Source organism: Flavobacterium plantiphilum (assembly GCF_046000495.1).
GTDB lineage: Bacteria > Bacteroidota > Bacteroidia > Flavobacteriales > Flavobacteriaceae > Flavobacterium > Flavobacterium plantiphilum.
Window position 1 is genome coordinate 91,759 of sequence record NZ_JBELQA010000004.1, and the last position, 20,066, is coordinate 111,824.

At 34.2% G+C, this 20,066-nt stretch carries 11 protein-coding genes; 6 read left to right on the plus strand and 5 right to left on the minus strand.

Annotated elements, in window-relative coordinates:
- Window position 1: 1 nt before the first annotated feature.
- The gene (locus ABS764_RS08035; RefSeq protein ID WP_408081274.1) at window positions 2–1,399 is read left to right on the plus strand and encodes an amidase; all 1,398 of its coding nucleotides are present in this window, start codon (window positions 2–4) and stop codon (window positions 1,397–1,399) included.
- Window positions 1,399–4,731, plus strand: coding sequence for a bifunctional amidotransferase subunit GatB/aspartate--tRNA ligase AspS (gatB/aspS, locus tag ABS764_RS08040; protein ID WP_408081275.1), 3,333 nt, complete (start codon window positions 1,399–1,401; stop codon window positions 4,729–4,731). Before ABS764_RS08035 ends, gatB/aspS begins: the two co-directional genes overlap by 1 nt.
- Before the next feature lie 186 nt (window positions 4,732–4,917).
- Here the strand turns inward: gatB/aspS and ABS764_RS08045 are convergent, their stop codons facing one another.
- Complete coding sequence (locus ABS764_RS08045; protein ID WP_408081276.1) at window positions 4,918–5,376, minus strand: RNA methyltransferase; 459 nt, start codon at window positions 5,374–5,376, stop codon at window positions 4,918–4,920.
- Between the two features lie 202 nt (window positions 5,377–5,578).
- Between ABS764_RS08045 and gyrB the strand changes: the two genes are divergently transcribed.
- From gyrB to ABS764_RS08065, 4 genes are all read left to right on the plus strand, one after another.
- A complete protein-coding gene (gene gyrB / locus ABS764_RS08050) occupies window positions 5,579–7,522 on the plus strand; it encodes a DNA topoisomerase (ATP-hydrolyzing) subunit B (RefSeq protein WP_408081277.1) in 1,944 nt (647 codons plus the stop codon).
- Between the two features lie 89 nt (window positions 7,523–7,611).
- Complete coding sequence (gene mdh, locus ABS764_RS08055; protein WP_408081278.1) at window positions 7,612–8,547, plus strand: malate dehydrogenase; 936 nt, start codon at window positions 7,612–7,614, stop codon at window positions 8,545–8,547.
- A gap of 223 nt (window positions 8,548–8,770) precedes the next feature.
- The gene (gene secDF, locus ABS764_RS08060) at window positions 8,771–11,743 is read left to right on the plus strand and encodes a protein translocase subunit SecDF (RefSeq protein ID WP_408081279.1); all 2,973 of its coding nucleotides are present in this window, start codon (window positions 8,771–8,773) and stop codon (window positions 11,741–11,743) included.
- Between the two features lie 180 nt (window positions 11,744–11,923).
- Window positions 11,924–13,384, plus strand: coding sequence for a T9SS type B sorting domain-containing protein (locus ABS764_RS08065; RefSeq protein ID WP_408081280.1), 1,461 nt, complete (start codon window positions 11,924–11,926; stop codon window positions 13,382–13,384).
- Between the two features lie 49 nt (window positions 13,385–13,433).
- Here ABS764_RS08065 and ABS764_RS08070 read toward each other — a convergent pair whose 3' ends face one another.
- The 4 genes from ABS764_RS08070 to ABS764_RS08085 are packed head-to-tail and all read right to left on the minus strand — an operon-like array spanning window position 13,434 to window position 19,942.
- Window positions 13,434–14,528 carry a sensor histidine kinase gene (locus ABS764_RS08070; RefSeq protein WP_408081281.1) on the minus strand — a complete coding sequence of 365 codons (1,095 nt, stop codon included), beginning with the start codon at window positions 14,526–14,528 and terminating at the stop codon, window positions 13,434–13,436.
- Window positions 14,512–15,078, minus strand: coding sequence for a chemotaxis protein CheB (locus tag ABS764_RS08075; protein WP_408081282.1), 567 nt, complete (start codon window positions 15,076–15,078; stop codon window positions 14,512–14,514). The genes ABS764_RS08070 and ABS764_RS08075 overlap by 17 nt, the downstream gene beginning before the upstream one ends.
- A complete protein-coding gene (locus ABS764_RS08080; protein ID WP_408081283.1) occupies window positions 15,075–15,887 on the minus strand; it encodes a CheR family methyltransferase in 813 nt (270 codons plus the stop codon). The genes ABS764_RS08075 and ABS764_RS08080 overlap by 4 nt, the downstream gene beginning before the upstream one ends.
- Complete coding sequence (locus tag ABS764_RS08085; protein WP_408081284.1) at window positions 15,884–19,942, minus strand: response regulator; 4,059 nt, start codon at window positions 19,940–19,942, stop codon at window positions 15,884–15,886. The genes ABS764_RS08080 and ABS764_RS08085 overlap by 4 nt, the downstream gene beginning before the upstream one ends.
- Window positions 19,943–20,066: the final 124 nt, after the last annotated feature.

A 20,066-nucleotide genomic window follows, 5' to 3' on the forward strand; every position in this document is an offset into this window, starting at 1 on the left:
AATGGATTCACAGATAAAAAAAATACACCAGCAATTGGTGACCAAACAAATCACTTGTACAGCTTTAGTACAGGAAAAATTAGACTTACTAAAACAAAACACCTATAATTCAGTCAATTCTTTACTGGATACTACGGCGCTAGATTTAGCAGCTAAGGTAGATGCTAAAATTGCAAACGGAGAAACCATTGGTTTATTAGAAGGAATCCCTTTTGGACTTAAAGATGTGTATATGTTGCAAGGAACGTATACTACTGCAAGTTCTGATTTGTTGAAAAATTATAAATCGCCTTATACCGCTACTGCTATTCAGAAATTATTGGATGCAGGTGCAATTCCGTTAGTGAAAGAAAACTGTGATAGTTTTGGTCACGGTTCTTCGAGTGAAAATACCATTTTTGGAGCGGTTAAAAATGCTGTTAATCCAGAATTAGTGGCAGGAGGTTCCAGTGGAGGTTCAGCAGTAAATGTGGCTAAAGATTATACGGTGTTTTCTATTGGTGGAGATACAGGAGGTTCGATTCGTCAGCCTGCAGGATACAATCACATTTATGGTTTTAAACCTACTTACGGAAGGATTTCAAGATATGGATTAATGGCGTATGCGTCTTCTACAGATTGTGTGGGACCATTAGCAAAATCAATTGAAGATATTCGAATTGTAATGAATGTCATGAGTGGAAAAGATCCAAAAGATCAAACCTCTATTGCTTCACATGAAATTACCGAAGAAGCACTGGCTACTTCACCTGTAAAAACAATTGGTTATTTTAAAAACTTTATCGAAAGTGATGCTATTGATACTCAGGTAAAAGCTGATTTCTTAGCTAGTATCGAAAAAATAAAAGCCAAAGGAATCACAGTAAAAGAATTGGATTTCTTTAAATCTGATTTGTTAGTTTCTACTTACTATACGCTGGCAATGGCGGAAACGGCTTCGAATTTATCCCGTCTGGACGGAACCAATTACGGTAACCGTATTGAAGGGGAGAATTTAATTGATACTTATGCCGTTACGCGTTCTGAGAATTTTTCAGAGGAAACGAAACGCAGAATTGTAGGAGGGAACCAAGTGTTATCTCAAGGATTTTCGGATGCTATTTATTTAAAAGGTCTGGCAGTAAGAGATCAGATTTCGGAAAATTTCAGTAAAGATTTCAAGGAAGTAGATGTAGTTTTGTCACCGGTTACACCAGCTGCGCCACCTAAAATTGGTGATAGTTTAAAGGATCCGTTGGCAATGTATTTGTCAGATGCTTATACGGTAGGTTTTAGTTTAGGACAATTGCCTACTATCACTGTGCCACAAGGAACAACAACAGGACTGCAGATTACTGCGGCAAAAAATAATGATGAATTAGTATTGCAATTTGCAAACTTCTTAAAAGATACACTATAATGGAATTGGAGCAATTAAATGCGGCTATTAAAGCCCACGATTTAGAATTGGTAATCGGACTGGAAACGCACGTTCGATTGAATACCAAAACCAAGTTGTTTTGTTCTTGTCCCAATCAGGAAATTGAAACACCTAATGTGAATATCTGTTCGGTTTGTACGGGACAAATGGGTGTTTTGCCTGCTATCAATAAAGAAGCGATTACAAAAGCAATTTATTTTGGTAAAGCGGTAAATTCCTCTTTTAGTAATGAGGTGATTTCTTGGGATAGAAAACATTATGAATATCCGGATAACCCAAAAAATATTCAGATTACGCAATACCACAACCCTATTATTCCAGACGGAGAAGTTTCCTGTTATAGAAATGACGGTTCGCAATTTACGGTAAATTTAACTCAGGTTCATATCGAGGAAGATGCTGCCAAATTGATGCATGAAAAGAAAATTTCGTTAGTTGATTTCAATAAAGCTGGAGTGCCGTTAATCGAAATTGTTACAGAACCTTGTATTAGAAATATCGAAGATGCTTCGACTTATGCGCAATACATTCAGCGTATTGTTCAGAATTTAGGAATCTCGGAAGCGAACTTGGAAAAAGGAGAGTTCAAATCGGATGTTTCGGTGTCTTTGCGTAAAAAAGACAGCGCTGATTTGAATCCAAGAACGGAAATCAAAAACCTGAACTCATTTAAGTTTATGGTGGAAGCTTTGAAAGAAGAAGTTGAAAAACAATTCAATTATTTTATAGAAAACAAAGCGTTTAGACCGGATCAAACAACGGTGTTATGGGATGCTGATTTGAAGCAGACCAAAACCATGCGTAAAAAAGAATTTGAAGCGGACTACCGTTTTATTTCGGAACCGGATTTACCTTTTGTAAATATCAAGGCCGAGATTGAAGCGATTAAAGTGGATACAAGTGCTTTGCCTTATGCTGTGGAATCTATTTTGATTAATGGAGGTGTTTTGCCGCAGGATGCTAAGTTTTTTACAGCGGATGCTTTGCGTTCCAGAACTTTTGTGACTTTAAATAACAAAATAAATGATCCTTCTTTTGTTGCCAAAACCCTGGCTAACAATGTTAAGGCAGAAGATTATGCTAAAATTCATAATATTGAGCATCTAGAAACCATTTTTGTATTGTTTAAAGCAGAGAAAATCACTGCTGTTTTGGTTCAAAATGCAATTGCAGGTTATCTAAAAGATCAAAATTTTGATTACAACAAGTATTTTGAAGAAAACACTATTTCTGAAGATAAAATTCAGGAAGTGATTGCGAAAGTAATTTCAGAAAATGAGGCTGTTGCCAATGATATCAAAGCGGGTGATCAAGGGAAAGCCGGTATTTTAGTTGGTAAAGTTTTAGGTGTTATTGGAAAAGGGGCCAACGGAAAGGTTATTCGTCAGATTATTTTAGATAAATTAGGAGCAGCGGCAGTTTTAGAAAAGGCAGCAACTGAAGAAAAAGCGGCTAAAGAAACGGTTGTTGATTCAAAAGAAAATCAAGAAGAAGCACTTCCTGAAATTCCTATTGTTATAAAAGATACTTACAGAACGCATAAAATTTCGCAAATATCAGAAGCTAATATTCAACAAGAAGTAATGTTGTCCGGTTGGGTAGCGAGTGTTCGTGACCACGGTGAATTGATGTTTATTGATTTGCGTGATTCCAGTTTTGAGATTTTCCAAATCCGTATTAGTAGAGAATCATTTCCTAATATCGATGAATTAGTAAAATTGAAGCCGGAATCGGTTATTTCAGTAAAAGGGATTGTGGTTGGTCGTAATGAAGATGATTACAATGCCGGATTACGTACCGGTAAAATTGAATTAGAAACTTCGGTTTTAGAGATTTTAAACTTGTCTAAAACATTGCCTTTTGAAATCAAAAGAGCCGCTAAAACCAATGAAGCGACACGTTTTCAATACAAATTCTTAGATCACAGAAATGAGGAAGTAAGAAGAGCTATCGTAAATCGTCATAAAGTAATTAAGTTATTGCGTGATATTCTGGATGAAGAGGAGTTTTTAGAAATAGAAACCCCAATTTTAAGTGCCGGAACCGATGAGGGAGCTCGTGAGTTTATTGTTCCTACACGCAAACAGGCAGGTTTCTTTTATACCTTACCACAAGCGCCACAACAGTTCAAGCAAATGTTGATGGTGAGTGGTTATGAGAAATATTTCCAGGTAGCGCGTTGTTTTAGAGATGAGGATTCTCGTGGAGATCGTCAACCTGAGTTTACGCAGTTGGATATGGAAATGGCTTATGCCAGTATGCAGCAAATTATTGATTTGAATACCAAATTATTCAATGAAATTGTGACTAAGGTATACGGTAAAAAATGGATTTTGCATCCGTTTGAAGTGATTACCTATAAAGATGCCATGGATTTCTATGGTTGTGATCGACCTGATTTGCGTTATGGTTTGAAAATGCAGGACATTACCGAAATTGTAAAAGATACTACTTTCCAAGTGTTCTCTAAACCAATTGAAGATGGTGGAATTGTAAAATGCATCAAAGTTTCGGCTCAGGAGCAAGGGAATAAACGTATGTCTAAAGGGCAAATTGAAACACTTACTGCTGTTGCACAACAACATGGTTTAGGAGGTTTGGCTTATATTATTGTGAACGAAGAAGATTTGCAATCGCCAATTATTAAATTCTTAGGTGAAGAAATTGCGGCTGGAATCATCAAAGCAACGAATGCACAAGTAGGTGATATTGTTTTCTTCTCAGCGGCAGATTATGCTACGGCTAATAAAGCTTTGGATGCGGTTCGTCAGGAAATGGGTAGAATGCTGAACTTGATTAATCCTAAAGAATTACGTCCGGCTTGGGTGGTTGATTTCCCAATGTTTGAAAGGACTGATGAAGGAAGATGGACGTTTACACATAATCCGTTCTCAATGCCTGCTATTTATGACTTAGAAAAACACATGAATGGTAAAGATGAAGAAATAGGAAGTATAATTGCGCAACAATATGATATCATTTTAAATGGTTACGAAATAGGTGGAGGATCGGTTCGTGCGCACAAATCGGAAATTCTGGAAGCAACTTATAGAAATATGGGTTACAACAAAGAAGAGATGATAAAGAGCGTAGGAACGATGTATAAGGCTTTCCAGTACGGAGCGCCACCACACGGAGGAATTGCTTGGGGAATTGATCGTTTGATGATGATTTTAGAGAAAAAAGCATCGATTCGTGAAGTTATGGCTTTCCCGAAAACAGGAACCAGCGAAGATTTATTATTTGGTGCACCGTCACCTTTGTCAGATAAAAAAGTAGAAGAGATGAATGTGAAAATTATGAGAAAATAGATTTTTAAAAATCTAAATAAATAGTAAATGCGGATTTGTATCGAAAGATATAAATCCGTTTTTTTTTTTTTTTTTTTTTGGGGTTTGAATTTTTGGTTCGATACCGTTGTCTCATCGAGCGCAGTCGAGATGTTTTATCGGTTCCCGACTGCGCTCGAACTGATGATTGAAGAATATTATATTTTTTTATGATCTCGGCTTATTTAGTCCTCTGTCATAAAGTACAATCGTTCCTGCAACGGATACATTTAAACTTTTTTCGGATTTGAATTTTACTAAAGAATGGCATTTTTCAATGGCTTGTTTAGAAAGTCCGTTGTCTTCAGCGCCTAATAAATACACACAGCGTCTAGGATGTTCAAAAGTTTCTAAATCTTCGGCTCTGTCATCTAATTCTACTCCAACTAAGCGAGCACCTTTAGGTAGGTTTTTGAAAAAATCATCAAAATTTTCATAATGGAAATAAGGCATCGATTTTACAGCGTTATGGGTGTCGCAAGCTTGTTTGGCATATCGATTACCAATAGTAAAAATAAAGCTGGCACCCAGGTTTTGTGCTGATCGCCATAAAACCCCCAGGTTTTCCGGTGTTTTGCCGTTTTGAATTCCGATTCCGAAAAACTCATTTATAAAATTATCATTCATAGTGCAAAAGTACAAACTGTTGCTAGAATTTTCAAGTTTCTGAATCGTTTAAATAAAACAGCTTCTTTTCTGATTTATCCTGTGAAATTGACATTTTTTGTTGATAACTTAAGAGCTTAAAAGGTTATTTTTAACGGTATATAAATTGCGTTTTTATATATTTGCGTGTTAGACAAAAAATTACATTTTTAGAATAAATTATATGAGCGAAGAAATCAATAAAGGAAATTATTCAGCAGATAGTATTCAGGCATTAGAGGGAATGGAGCACGTAAGAATGCGTCCTTCCATGTATATAGGAGATGTAGGAGTTCGTGGACTTCACCATTTAGTTTATGAGGTTGTAGATAACTCCATTGATGAGGCGATGGGAGGTCATTGTGACACGATTAGTGTTTCAATTAATGAAGATGGTTCTATTACTGTAGAAGATAATGGTCGTGGTATTCCGGTTGGAATTCATAAAAAAGAAGGAGTTTCAGCATTGGAAGTTGTAATGACTAAAATTGGTGCCGGAGGTAAATTTGATAAAGATTCCTATAAGGTTTCCGGAGGTTTACACGGAGTTGGAGTTTCTTGTGTGAACGCTTTGTCTACCCATTTAACGGCTACCGTTCATAGTAGTGATGGTAAAATTTACCAACAGGAGTATGAGAGAGGTAAAGCATTGTATCCGGTAAAACAAATTGGAGATACCAATAAAAGAGGAACCATTGTTACTTTTTATCCGGATCCGACTATTTTTACACAAACTACAGATTATTCTTACGATACTTTGTCGGCGCGTATGCGTGAGCTGGCATTTTTAAATAAAGGAATTACAATTCATTTTTGTGATAAAAGAGAATTGGATGAAAAAGGAGAACCAGTAGGGGAGATTTTTCATTCGCAAGAAGGATTGAAAGAGTATATCCGTTATTTAGATGGAAACCGTGAGCCAATTATTGGGCATGTGATTTCAATGGATAATCAAAATGCGGAAATTCCGGTTGAGGTAGCTTTGATTTACAATACCAGTTATTCTGAGAATATCTTTTCTTATGTAAATAATATCAATACGCATGAAGGGGGAACACATTTGCAAGGTTTCAGAATGGGATTGACCCGTTCACTTAAGAAATATGCGGATGCTTCCGGAATGTTAGATAAGTTGAAATTTGATATTGCCGGAGATGATTTCCGTGAGGGATTGACAGCAATTATTTCGGTGAAAGTTGCAGAGCCACAATTTGAAGGACAAACTAAAACCAAACTTGGGAACAGAGAAGTTGTGTCTCCTGTAAGTCAGGCGGTAAGTGAAATGGTAGAAACTTATTTGGAAGAAAATCCAAATGATGCTAAAATCATTGTTCAAAAAGTAATTCTTGCGGCTCAGGCCCGTCATGCAGCTAAGAAAGCGCGTGAGATGGTACAGCGTAAAACCGTTATGGGTGGTGGTGGATTGCCAGGAAAATTATCAGATTGTTCTGAACAGGATCCGGCAAAATGTGAGGTGTATCTTGTCGAGGGAGATTCGGCAGGCGGAACTGCTAAACAAGGTCGTGACCGTAATTTTCAGGCTATTTTGCCTTTGAGAGGTAAGATTCTGAATGTAGAAAAAGCGATGCATCACAAGGTTTTTGAAAACGAAGAGATTCGAAATATATTTACAGCACTTGGAGTGACGGTTGGAACTGAAGAAGACAGTAAAGCTTTGAATATATCTAAATTGCGTTACCATAAAGTAATTATTATGTGTGATGCCGATGTTGATGGAAGCCACATTTCTACTTTGATTTTGACATTCTTCTTCCGTTTTATGAAAGAATTAATTGAAGAAGGACATGTGTATATTGCTGCTCCGCCTTTATACTTAGTTAAAAAAGGAAACAAAAAAGAATATGCATGGACTGATGTTCAACGTGATCAGGCTAACGAAAGAATGGGAGGAAGTGCCGCTATTCAGCGTTATAAAGGTCTTGGGGAAATGAATGCAGAACAATTGTGGGAAACTACAATGGATCCTAATTTCAGAACCTTACGTCAGGTAACTATTGAGAGTTTAGCAGAAGCAGATCGTGTTTTTTCTATGTTAATGGGAGATGAAGTACCGCCACGAAGAGAATTTATCGAGAAAAATGCTGTTTATGCTAATATTGACGCATAAAAAATAGTTTATTGGGTGGTGAATTTAAGCAATAAATTGTAGATTAGCAGGAGTTAACCAATTTTTAAATAACCGATAAACGTTAAAATATGAAAGTTACTATTGTAGGAGCAGGAAATGTTGGAGCAACCTGTGCAGATGTTATTTCTTATCGAGGAATAGCTAGTGAAGTAGTATTGTTAGATATCAAAGAAGGTTTTGCCGAAGGGAAAGCTTTGGATATTATGCAGTGTGCTACTGATACAGGATTTAATACCCGGGTGATAGGAGTTACTAATGATTATTCTAAAACTGCTGACAGTGATGTGGTAGTGGTTACTTCCGGGATTCCCAGAAAACCAGGGATGACTCGTGAAGAATTAATTGGTATTAATGCAGGTATTGTTAAATCTGTTGTAGAAAATATTTTAAAATATTCTCCTGATACTATTATTGTGATGGTTTCGAATCCAATGGATACAATGACTTATTTAGCATTGAAATCAACTGGTTTGCCTAAGAACAGAATTATAGGTATGGGGGGAATTTTAGATAGTTCCCGTTTTAGAACTTATCTTTCTCTTGCTTTAGATAAACCGGCAAATGATATCTCAGGAATGGTTATAGGGGGTCATGGCGATACAACTATGATTCCTTTGACGCGTTTGGCTTCTTATAATGGAATACCGGTTTCTCAATTTCTTTCAGAAGAAGTATTGAAAAAAGTTGCTGCTGATACTATGGTGGGCGGGGCAACTTTGACTGGACTTTTAGGAACATCAGCATGGTATGCGCCCGGAGCTTCAGTAGCTTTTTTGGTTGATAGTATTTTGAATGATCAGAAAAGAATGATTGCTTGTTCTGTTTACGTTGAAGGAGAATATGGTCAGAATGATATTTGTATAGGAGTGCCTTGTATTATAGGTAAAAATGGGGTAGAAGAGATAATCGATATCCAATTAAATGATAATGAAAAAGCCTTGTTTGCAAAAAGTGCCGATGCTGTTCGAACCATGAATGAAGCCTTGAAAAGCATTTTAGCTTAACATTTTTTCACATATAAAGTGAAGACTGCAATTTTGCAGTCTTTTTTTTGAGATTAATTAATAAATAAATTGGTTAATCTTAACCAGAATTATATATTTGCTCGGTTTAAAAAAAGATTTAGTAGATTCTGTTTTAATTTTCGGGAATAGATGCTATTTAAGTCTTTGTTTATGAAGGCTTAACACAAAATAATAAATTTAAAATAATTAATTTTTAGTAATAATGCAGAATAAAGGACTTATTAAATTTTTCGCAATTCTATTTGCATTGGTAAGTATTTACCAACTTTCATTCACTTTTGTCGCAAATAATATAAAAAATGATGCGAAAACTTTTGCTAATGGTAACTCTGAGAAAGAACTTAGGTATCTGGACTCTATTGGGAAAGAAAAAGTATTTAACCTGGGCTTTACAGACTTTACCTACAATGAAGTAAGTGACAAGCAAATTAATAAAGGACTTGACTTAGAAGGAGGAATCAATGTGATTCTTCAGATTTCGGTTAAAGATATCCTGAAAGGTTTATCTAATAACTCAAAAAATCCGGTTTTTAATAAATCATTAGCTGATGCTACGGCTGATTTAGAAGGAAACAAGCCTTATTTGGATAAATTTTTTGATGCTTTTGATGCAAATTCTAAAGGAACAGTAAAATTAGCTTCTCCTGATATTTTTGCTAACAGAAGTTTGCAGGGTGAAGGTGGTGTTGATTTTCAAATGTCTGATGCAGAAGTTAAAAAAGTTATCAGAAGAAAAGTTGACGAGTCGGTAGAAAGTGCTTTTGGCGTATTAAGAAAGCGTATTGATAAATTTGGTGTAACACAACCAAATATTCAAAAATTAGGAGAATCAGGAAGAATTCTTGTAGAACTTCCGGGTGCGAAAGATGTGGACAGAATTAAAAAGTTATTACAAAGTACTGCTCAGTTAGAGTTTTGGGAAACGTATAAAATTGAAGAAGTTGGTAACTTTTTAATGGCTGCGAATGAAGCTTTGAAAAAAACTGAAGTAAGTACTACTGAGGCAAAGCCTGTAGTTAAGGATTCATTGAGTGCTTTATTAACAGATGTTAAAGATTCTGCTGCTGCTAAAAAAGGAAATAATCCTTTATTAGACAAAATGGTTGGTCAGGGCGGAGGACCGGTTTTAGGTCTTTTTTCTCCTAAAGATACAGCAGTTATCAACGGTTATTTTAAGAGACCGGAAATCAAAAATTTATTACCTGCAGAATTACGTTATGTTAAATTTGTATGGGGGATTATTGAAAAATCTAAGGATGCTAAAGATAAAGAAGTTGAAACTGTAGCTTTATATGCTCTAAGAGGAAACAGAGATAATGTTGCTTCAATGAGTGGAGGAGTTGTAACTGGTGCTAATGCAACTTTTGATCAATTAGGAAAACCATCTGTTTCTATAGAAATGAGTGGTCAGGGAGCTAAAACATGGGAAGAATTAACAGGTAGAGCGTATACTCAAAAAACAAATATTGCTATTGTTTTAGATAATGTTGTTTATTCAGCTCCGGGTGTTTCCAGCGGACCTATCGCAGGAGGGAGATCGGAAATTTCAGGATCTTTCACTATAGATGAATCAACAGATTTAGCGAATGTTTTAAGAGCCGGTAAATTACCTGCTGCTGCTGATATTGTTCAGTCTGAAGTGGTAGGGCCATCTTTAGGTCAGGAAGCTATTGATAATGGTACAACATCCGCTATTGTAGGATTGTTATTAGTATCTTTATGGATGTTAGTTTATTATGGAAAAGCCGGTTGGTATGCAAATATTGCTTTGGCAGTTAACTTATTATTCTTATTCGGAATTTTAGCAAGTTTAGGAGCTGTATTGACTTTGCCTGGTATTGCCGGTATCGTATTAACGATGGGTACTGCAGTTGATGCCAACATTATTATATACGAAAGGGCAAAAGAAGAATTGCGCGAAGGAAAATCGCTGGATGAAGCAGTTAAAATTTCATACAGCTGGACTGGAGCTATGCGTTCAATTGTAGATGCTAACGTAACGCATATTTTAATTGGTGCTGTATTATTTATTTTTGGTTCAGGACCTATTAAAGGATTTGCTACAACCTTATTAATAGGTATTGTAACGTCGTTGTTTACATCTATTTTTATTGCGAGAATTTTTATTGATAAGAACATTGTTAAGAAAGCAGATTTATCTTTTGTAACTAATTTTTCTAAAAATTTCTTCACTAATTTCCATTTTGATTTCTTAAAAGTTAAGAAAATCACTTATATCTTTTCTGCAATCGTAATTGTTGTTAGTGTATTTTCACTTGCGACAAATGGTTTAGATCAGGGAGTAGATTTTGTTGGAGGAAGAACATTCCAGGTTCGTTTTGAAAAACCAGTTGAAACTGAAGTTGTAAAAGGAGAATTAGCTCAGGTTTTTGATGGTAGTGCTGAGGTGAAAATCTTTGGTAACGACAATCAGTTAAAGATTACTACTAAATATAAAGTAGAAGAGCATGGTACTAAAGCTGATGAGGAAGTAAATAAAGTTTTATTTGAAACTTTAAAACATTATTATGCATCAGACATCACTTATGAGAAGTTTGTTAATGCTTATGATGGTAAAAAAGTAGGTATTCTTCAGGCGTCTAAAGTAGGACCAACAGTTGCTGAGGATATCAAAGCGAATGCATACTGGGCAGTATTGGGAGCAATGTTTATTGTGTTCTTGTATCTGTTAATTAGTTTCAGAAAATGGCAATATGGTTTAGGAGCTATTGCAGCGGTAGCGCATGACGTTATCTTTGTATTAGGTATCTATTCATTATGCTATAAATTTATGCCTTTCGGTATGGAAATTGACCAGCACTTTATTGCAGCAATACTTACCGTTATTGGATACTCTATGAATGATACTGTAATTGTATTTGACAGGGTTCGTGAATTCTTGGATGGAAAAACAAAAGGGAATTTTTCTGAAATTGTAAATAAATCTATTAATTCAACAATGTCAAGAACTATCAATACTTCATTGACAATGATATTAGTATTGTTAATCATGTTTGTCTTTGGAGGAGAATCAATCAGAGGATTTATCTTTGCAATGCTTGTGGGTATTGTTGTAGGAACGTATTCTTCATTATTTGTAGCTACTCCTGTATTAGTAGACTGTATTTCAGTGGATGATAAAAAAGAAATTGAAGAAAAGCATAAAGAAAACTAAACTGTTATCTATTTATATAAAAGAGACTCAACTTATGTTGGGTCTTTTTTTTGAAAATAATTCAAAGATTTTTCAGTTTGATTATAACAACATTTAATTTTTTATTAAAACCCTGTTTTTTATATATTTACTTCATAATTGATTTCACCCCCAAATTTCAATCTATTTAAAATTTGTACAATGAAAAAGAATTACTTTTTATTTGTCTTTGTAAGCCTTTTTGCTCTTTTTTTCAATGCTGAATTGTTAGCGCAAACTCCTCAACCTACAGGAAACGTAACGTATTATTATTGTATTGGAGATACCGCAGCTCCATTAACCGCCGGAGGTACAAATTTATTATGGTATACTTCAGCTTCAGGTGGTACAGGGTCGTCAACTGCTCCAACACCTTCTACCGCTACGGCAGGAACCACCACTTATTATGTAACTCAGACTATTGCAACAGTAGAAAGTTCAAGGAAAGCTATTACAGTGAATGTTAATAAACAATTTATTCTGTTTTGTGCAGGGAGTACATCAAATTCAGTAAGTTTTGATTTTGCGAATGTAGGACAATCTCGATTTGATTATAGTTATACGGTAGATGCTACAGGTCCATTTCCAGGTACACAAACAACTCCCACCAGTTATACAGTTAATGGTTTATTAGAAGGACAAACGGTGGTATTTACAGTGACCGCTGTAGATGCTCCATCCTGTGTTGCTAATCGCACTCTTTCGGCAAGTTGTACTACAAGATGTACAACTCGTTACGATGCAACTTTCGATCCAATTGGACCAATTTGTGCCAGTGACCCTGCACCAACTTTACCTGCCACATCTTTAGAAGGTTATCCGGGAACCTGGTCTCCTTCTGTAATAGATAAAACTGCTACTAGAACTTATACATTTACTCCGACCAATAAATGTATTAATGTTCAAACAATGACTATCGTTGTAAATCCAGATAATCCCGGTTTTGAAGATTATACGATTTGTTCAGGAAGTGGTGCATTTCCTTTGAATAATGTGTCACCAAATAATGTTAGCGGAACTTGGAGTCCTACTAATATTGTTGATGATATTAATAGTGATTCTTATACTTTTACACCAGATCCAGATGAGTGTGCATCACAGCAAACTATAAATGTTACTGTTATACCATCAAATACTTTAATCGATTTTAGCTGGACCGTAACAGAAGCTTTTGCTGAAAATCAAAAAATTACTGTTTCGGCAACAGCTGCAGGAGGTAATTATCTGTATCAGTTAGATGATGGACCATTTCAGTCTAATCCTGTTTTTGAACAAGTTGCATCAGGTACTCATTCTATAACCGTTACAGATGAATCGGGCTGTAGTGTTCCCATAACTAAGGATGGAGTATTAGTTGTAAACTTCCCTAAATATTTCACTCCTAATAATGATGGTTTTAATGATACCTGGAATGTAAATGAATTAAGTTCACAGCCTCAAGCTTACATTCATATATTTGATCGCTACGGAAAGTTCTTAAAACAGATAAGCCCTAATGCTAACGGCTGGAATGGTAGTTATAATGGCTATTTACTGCCGGCTGATGATTACTGGTTTGTGATACATTATAAAGAAAACAATATTGATAAAGAATTCAAATCGCATTTTTCATTAAAGCGATAATATTAAAAAAGGAATTGCCAGATGGTAATTCCTTTTTTACTTATTTTAATTATGATGTCTTTAAATGGGAGATTATAAATTGTGATCCATTTTTATATTGGGCATTGTGGTATACTTTTACTTCGTTTCTTTCGGCTAATTTCCGTACTAAATTTAATCCCATTCCGGTACCGGAATCACCCCTTGAAGATTGCCCGAGTGTATAAAACATCTGAAATATTTTTTCAGATTGATTTTCAGGAATTCCGGGACCATTGTCTGTAATGGCTATGTGTTTTTGAATTTCATCAAAAGAAATGTTTATCTCAGTGGTTTCTTTATCATTGTATTTGATGGCATTGGAGACTAAGTTTTGAATAATTTGTTTGAAAGCTACAGATTGAAAATCAATGGTATGATTTAAATTATCTTTAGTTATTTTAATATTCCCATTAGGATTAATCAGTTTTATGACAGCATTCACTTCGCTCAGGATGTTAATAGTCTCTTTACCGTCATTGTTTTCCACATTTTTAGAATAATGAAGCAAATCATCAATCAGTTTAGACATTGACATCGCCGAAGATTTTACCATATCAAATAAGTCCGTAGCTTCTTCTTTAAGATCCAGTAAATGCTCTTCTTCAATAAATTCAACCAGGGATTTAATATTATTTAAAGGTGTTTTTAAATCATGAGCAATAATATTGGCAAATTGCTCTAATTCTCCATTTTTAGCGACCAGTTTTTCGTTTAACATTTTCAATTCCTGATCATAATCCCAAATTTTGAGGAACGAATCAACTTTTTTACGCGTTATCTCCGTTACTAATGGTTTGAATAAAAAATCAATTGCCCCTAAATCATACGCTTTATTGATATATTTAGCTTCATCGCTGATAGCTGTTACAAATATGGTTGGAATGTTGGCAGTATTGGGATGTTGTTTCGTTATTTCAACAAATTCATAACCGTCCATTTCAGGCATTTGTACATCTACTAAAATAAGAGAAACCTTTTCTTTTAATAAAATCTGTAATCCTTCGTTACCGGAGTTGCAGGTAATTATTTCTCTCTCAGGTTTCTCCAGCATGCTTTTTAAAGCTATTAGATTAGCTGGTTTGTCATCAATTAGTAATAGTGTATGTTTATTGGTTGCATTCATTGTTCAGCAGGTTTATGATATTTTTAGTATTTAGTTCTTTGTGTTTGTTATAAATTGTTTTTGCGGCTTGAGGCATGTTTGCAAATTCGGCTTCATTACAATCCTGAATGATAGTTTTTCCATTATTTTCGGCCATAATTTTTAAGCCGTTAGCTCCGTCATGGTTGGAACCGGATAGTAATATCCCGCAACATTTTTCCAGTAGTACAGTTGAAAAAGATTCGAATGTCACATCTATGGAAGGACGGCTAAAATTAACGAGTTCGGATACATCAAGAGAGAAACTGTAATTTTCTTCCAGTAACACGTGATAATCTGCCGGAGCCGTATAGAGAATGCCATTTTTCATTGGCTCTTTGTCATCAATTTCTTTGACTGTATAATGAGTATTTCTTTGTAAAATGGATTCAAAAGAAGAGGTCGCATTTTTTAAGCGGTGTAAAACAATCACAATAGGAATATTTATACGTTTGTCTAATTGATTTAAAATAGACAAAATAGTATTAAAGGCTCCTGCCGAACCACCTATTATGATGACTTTAGGTTTCATTTTATTTTCTGATATATTTTTTCTTCACGATCTATTTCTTTAAAATTTTCATAAACCGAACTAAATCGTAACGATTCCTTTTTCCCAATCGCTAAAAAACCATGAACAGGGAGGCTCTGATAAAATAATTCTAAAGCTTTATTTTGTAAATTGGTGTTGAAGTAAATTAAAACGTTACGGCAAAGTATAAGCTGGCATTCCTTGAAAACACCATCTGCAACTAAATTATGATTAGAAAATAAGATATTTTGTTTAAACTCCGAATGAATCATCGAATGCCTGTGATCTGAAACAAAATAATCATTTAACGATTCTTTGCCGCCGCACTCGTAGTAGTTCTTTGTATATTCTTTAAAATTTGTATTATCATAAATACCTTTTCGGGAACGTTCTATAGCATTACTACTGATGTCTGTAGCATAAATTCTTGTTTTGGTATAAAGATTATTTTCTTTTAAAAGAATATTTAAAGAATAGGTTTCTTCGCCAAAAGAGCAGCCTGCGCTCCAGATGTTTATTTTAGGATAACTGTCAAGATAAGGAAACACCTTTTGTTGTAAGGATTTAAAAAAGCTGGGATCCCTGAAAAACTCACTTACATTTACCACAATTTCATTAATAAAATTCTGAAAAACAGCCGGATTGTTGATCAGCTCAAATTTTAAATCAACAACATTTTTCATCGCATGAATATCCATAAAACGATTGATTCTTCTAAGCATTGAAGCTTTAGAATAATCTGAAAAATCATAGTCGAATTGTTTTTTTATAGTGAAAAGCAATTCATCAAGTTCTTTTAATGTTATCATTTGTATATCCAGATACTGATTAATGAAATGAGTTTTTGAATATCAATAGGTTTCGATTGATAATCAGAAGCTCCTGCTTTTATGATTTCATCGCGGTCTCCTTTCATTGCCTTTGCTGTTAAAGCAATGATCGGTAAGTTTTTCCATTTTCCATTTTCTCTGATTTTTCTGGTAGCTTCAAATCCATCCATTTCAGGCATCATAATATCCATTAGAACAATATCAAAATCAGGATGTTCTTCCAGTGCATTTAAGGCTTCAATTCCATTAAAAGCGGTTGTAATTACGGCTCCTTTACTGGTTAAAGCTGCTGATAAAGCGTAGATATTACGAATGTCATCATCCACAATGAGAATATTCTTGTCTTTTAAAATTTCACCTCCGGATAAATTAGGAGCCGTTTTGTAATCGGTGTTTTCTACAGTTTCTATTTTGTTTAAAAACAATAAAATTTCATCTTTTAATCTTTCCGTAGCGTTGTTTGTTTTAATCACAATACTGTCGGCACTTTTTTCCAGTTCTAATTGTTCATTATCACTTAATGTTTTTCCTGTATTGATGATGATTTTAATGTTTTTATTTTTAGACCTGCTTTTTAACTCAGAAATGGCTTTTATATTGTCCGAATCCGGTAAGCCTAAATCTATAATCGCACAGTCAATTTCCACATTGCTCAGGATATTTTCGGCCTCCGATCTTGAATAAGCCTGCAGACAAATGGTATTTTTATCATTAGCATGTAAAAGTTGTTTGATTGAATAATTTAGTTTTTCATCATCTTCTAAAATAAGCACTTTTTTAAATACTTTATTTATTTCATCATCAATTGATTGGAAAGCATTTTTTAGTTTTTCAGGTGTAATAGGTTTTACCAGAAAATCAAATGCTCCCATTTCTTTGGCTAATTTTTCTCTTTTCATTCCGGACATGACGTGAACCGGAATATGTTTTAATTCGGCATCTTCTTTTAGCCATTTTAAAACTGTCCAGCCATCGATTCCAGGTAATTTCATGTCCAGAATAATAGCTTTCGGATTGTATTTTTTGGCATATTGAAAACCGGTTTCTCCCTGATGTGCAATAATTGCCTTAAATCCATTATTATGAGCCACCTGAAGTAATACTTCGGCAAATGAAGGATCGTCTTCAATAATTAAAATACTTTTATCATCGATATCAGCCTTATGGCGATCATCCTGAATATTGGCAGAGAGATCAACAAATTCCTCATTAGGTTTCGGATATTCTGATTCAATTTGTTCTGTAGAAACAGTTTCGGGAACAGTTACCACAGGAGTAATACTGTCATTGTTTCCCACATACTTTACAGGAATCAGAATACCAAAACTGCTTCCCTGATTGAGCTGACTGTCAAAAAAGACTTCCCCTTCGAGTAAATCAGCTAATTGTTTGGAAATGTATAAACCTAAACCGGTTCCTCCATATTTTCTGCTGGTTGAACTGTCTGCCTGCTGGAAACTTTGAAATAGCTTTTTCTTATTTTCTTCAGAAATTCCAATACCATTGTCTTTTACTTCAATAGAAAGAATTTGATTGTTAGCTAATGAAGCCAGTTTAGGATTGTTAAATTCCCGATTTTCAGAAGGCTTATCAAAAGTCATTGTAACAGTTCCTCCGTTTGGAGTGAATTTTAATGCATTAGAAAGGAAGTTTTTCAGAATTTGTTCAATTTTACCTACATCACTATAAATTTCTCTCGGACAATCCTCCGTGATTTTTGTTTCAAATCGGATGTCTTTTTTATTCATCTGTGCTCTGAAAAGTCCGTCCATATCCGAAAATATCCTCTCAGAAACAGTGTTTTCAGGGTAGATTTCGACCTTTCCGGCTTCAATTTTTGAGATGTCTAAAATATCAGTAATTAAGTTTAATAAATCTTTTCCCGAAGTATTAATGACAGATAAATTTTCTAATTGTGTATTTGTCAGGTTTCCGGAAACATTATCTTTTAATAAATCCGAAAGAATTAAAATACTGTTTAATGGTGTTCTTAATTCATGAGACATATTGGCCAGAAATTCTGATTTATATTTGCTGGCCTGAGCAATTTCTTCTGATTTTTTATTTAATTCTTCCTGTGCTATGATAAGATCATCGTTCTTTTTCTCGATCTCATGATTTTTAGTTTCAAGTTCTCTGCTTTTTTCCTCCAGATACGCATTAGTCTGCTCGAGTTCGGCAGCCTGATTTTTTAATTCTTCTTCAGATTGTTGCAGCAATAAAGTATGCTTGTTCAGTTCCTCATTATTTTGCCTTAATTCTTCTTCCTGAACTTGTAAAATGTTGTTTTTATTATTTATTTCTTCGATAGATATTTTTAATTCTTCATTTCTGATGAACACCTCGATTGCACTTCCTAATGAATCTTTTAAGGTCGTTAATAATTTTTGATCTCTCTGAGTGAAATTCTCAAGAGAACCTATTTCTATAACACCAATTACTGCGTTTTTATACGAAAGTGGTGTAATCAAAACATTGTACACAGGAGCTTTGCCTAATGAAGATGCAATGTATGAGTATTCTTTGTTTAGATTATTATAACATTTTTGTTCATTAGATTTAACTGCTTCACCTACTAAGCCTTCTCCTATGGCGATAATTTCTGGACTGCAATTATTGTCAGCATAACTTCCTGTTTTTAGCAAGTTATTGTTGTTATTATGATAATCGACGGTGTAAAATACAGCCTGACATCCATGGGTTTGAGAGCATAAAACTTTACTTAAATTATCGCCAAAGTTTTGAATGTCTTTAGATTCAATAATGGTTTTATTTACATCAATTATATTTTTTTCTAAAAGACTGTTTTCTACTGCTTCATCGTTAAATCTTTTTAAATCTAACGACATGGTGTTTAGTGACTGATTTAATGTGTCTGCTTCACTTCTCACTTTTATGGTTTCACCAAAATGTCCTGAACTTATTTCTGTAGCCAGATTAATTTGTTCTTTTATAGCACCGGTTAATTTTTTAAAAGATTCTCTAATAGAATCTAATTCAATATTTCCATTAAGAATATGTTGAAAATCAGTGTATCCAAGTGCTATTTTTTCAATTTTAAATGCAATTGTTTTTAAGGACTTAGAAGTATTTGTTATTAATTTATAGACCAGAATAGTAGTTGTAATTAATAACAGCGAAAGCCATATTATGGCAATTATGGCAGAATCCACCGTATTATCTTTTTCCTGTTGGGCTAATGCAAGGATATGATTTAGCTTTTTAGTTTTGATAGCATTAATTTTTTCATTTACAGCAGTTGATTTATTCCACCATTCTTCGGGTGTAACAGTGACTGTATTGTTGAGAATAGCTTCTGAATTTTTTAAAAAAGATTGAAATACTGTTGAATTTTTAAAATCAATAATTTCATCATTGATTTTGAGATTGTTGAAATTTTTTAACTTAAAATCAGTGTTTCTGTTTAGCTGCCTCATATTATCATAATAGCCATACAAATCAGAATGAACACTGTCATGGGTTAATTTATGGAATACAATAGCTCTTATCAGATTAGCTACTGTTTTTGTTTCGATATAAGATTTGAAATTATTAGCTGATTTAGCCAGATTTACATTTTCGCAATTCACAATTTCTCTTTCGATTAAATTGTTCAGGATATTGTTGATATTGGTATAATCATTAAATGTTTGTAATGACGAAACAGAGTTGTTACTTTCATTCTGATGAATTTTGTTTAAAATTGTTCTGGCCTCCTGAATACTTGTAATAACAATGCTGTCTGTAGAAGTTAGTTTAGAGAACCATTCACTAGATTGTTCCATTTTTAATTTGAAATCCACTTTTTTAGCCGGATCAAATCTGGAATATTCATTTAGCGTCCTTTCGTTATTAATAAGTGTTATAGCTTCCGAAAATGCAGCAATCTTGTCAATGTTTTCAATACTGTTATCAATTCGGGAAAACTTTTGATAACTGTTATTGATGTTTGAAATAGTAAAATAAATAAGTCCGGAAACAGGTATTAAAAGAATTAAAATTAATTGTTTCTTAAAAGATAAGGTTTTCCACATATGAGGCAGTAGGTTAGATGGCTGTTTATTTGTTTTTTTGAGATATAAATATTGGGGATATTTTGAGTAAAAATAAAAAAAGCATTTCAAATATTACCTGAAATGCTTTAGTTTAATTGATTTA

Excerpts from the sequence above, each read along its gene's own strand:
- ABS764_RS08035 (WP_408081274.1), top strand. The coding sequence starts at position 2 with ATGGATTCACAGATAAAAAAAATACACCAGCAATTGGTGACCAAACAA.
- gatB/aspS (WP_408081275.1), top strand. The coding sequence starts at position 1,399 with ATGGAATTGGAGCAATTAAATGCGGCTATTAAAGCCCACGATTTAGAA.
- ABS764_RS08045 (WP_408081276.1), bottom strand. The coding sequence starts at position 5,376 with ATGAATGATAATTTTATAAATGAGTTTTTCGGAATCGGAATTCAAAAC.
- gyrB (WP_408081277.1), top strand. The coding sequence starts at position 5,579 with ATGAGCGAAGAAATCAATAAAGGAAATTATTCAGCAGATAGTATTCAG.
- mdh (WP_408081278.1), top strand. The coding sequence starts at position 7,612 with ATGAAAGTTACTATTGTAGGAGCAGGAAATGTTGGAGCAACCTGTGCA.
- secDF (WP_408081279.1), top strand. The coding sequence starts at position 8,771 with ATGCAGAATAAAGGACTTATTAAATTTTTCGCAATTCTATTTGCATTG.
- ABS764_RS08065 (WP_408081280.1), top strand. The coding sequence starts at position 11,924 with ATGAAAAAGAATTACTTTTTATTTGTCTTTGTAAGCCTTTTTGCTCTT.
- ABS764_RS08070 (WP_408081281.1), bottom strand. The coding sequence starts at position 14,528 with ATGAATGCAACCAATAAACATACACTATTACTAATTGATGACAAACCA.
- ABS764_RS08075 (WP_408081282.1), bottom strand. The coding sequence starts at position 15,078 with ATGAAACCTAAAGTCATCATAATAGGTGGTTCGGCAGGAGCCTTTAAT.
- ABS764_RS08080 (WP_408081283.1), bottom strand. The coding sequence starts at position 15,887 with ATGATAACATTAAAAGAACTTGATGAATTGCTTTTCACTATAAAAAAA.
- ABS764_RS08085 (WP_408081284.1), bottom strand. The coding sequence starts at position 19,942 with ATGTGGAAAACCTTATCTTTTAAGAAACAATTAATTTTAATTCTTTTA.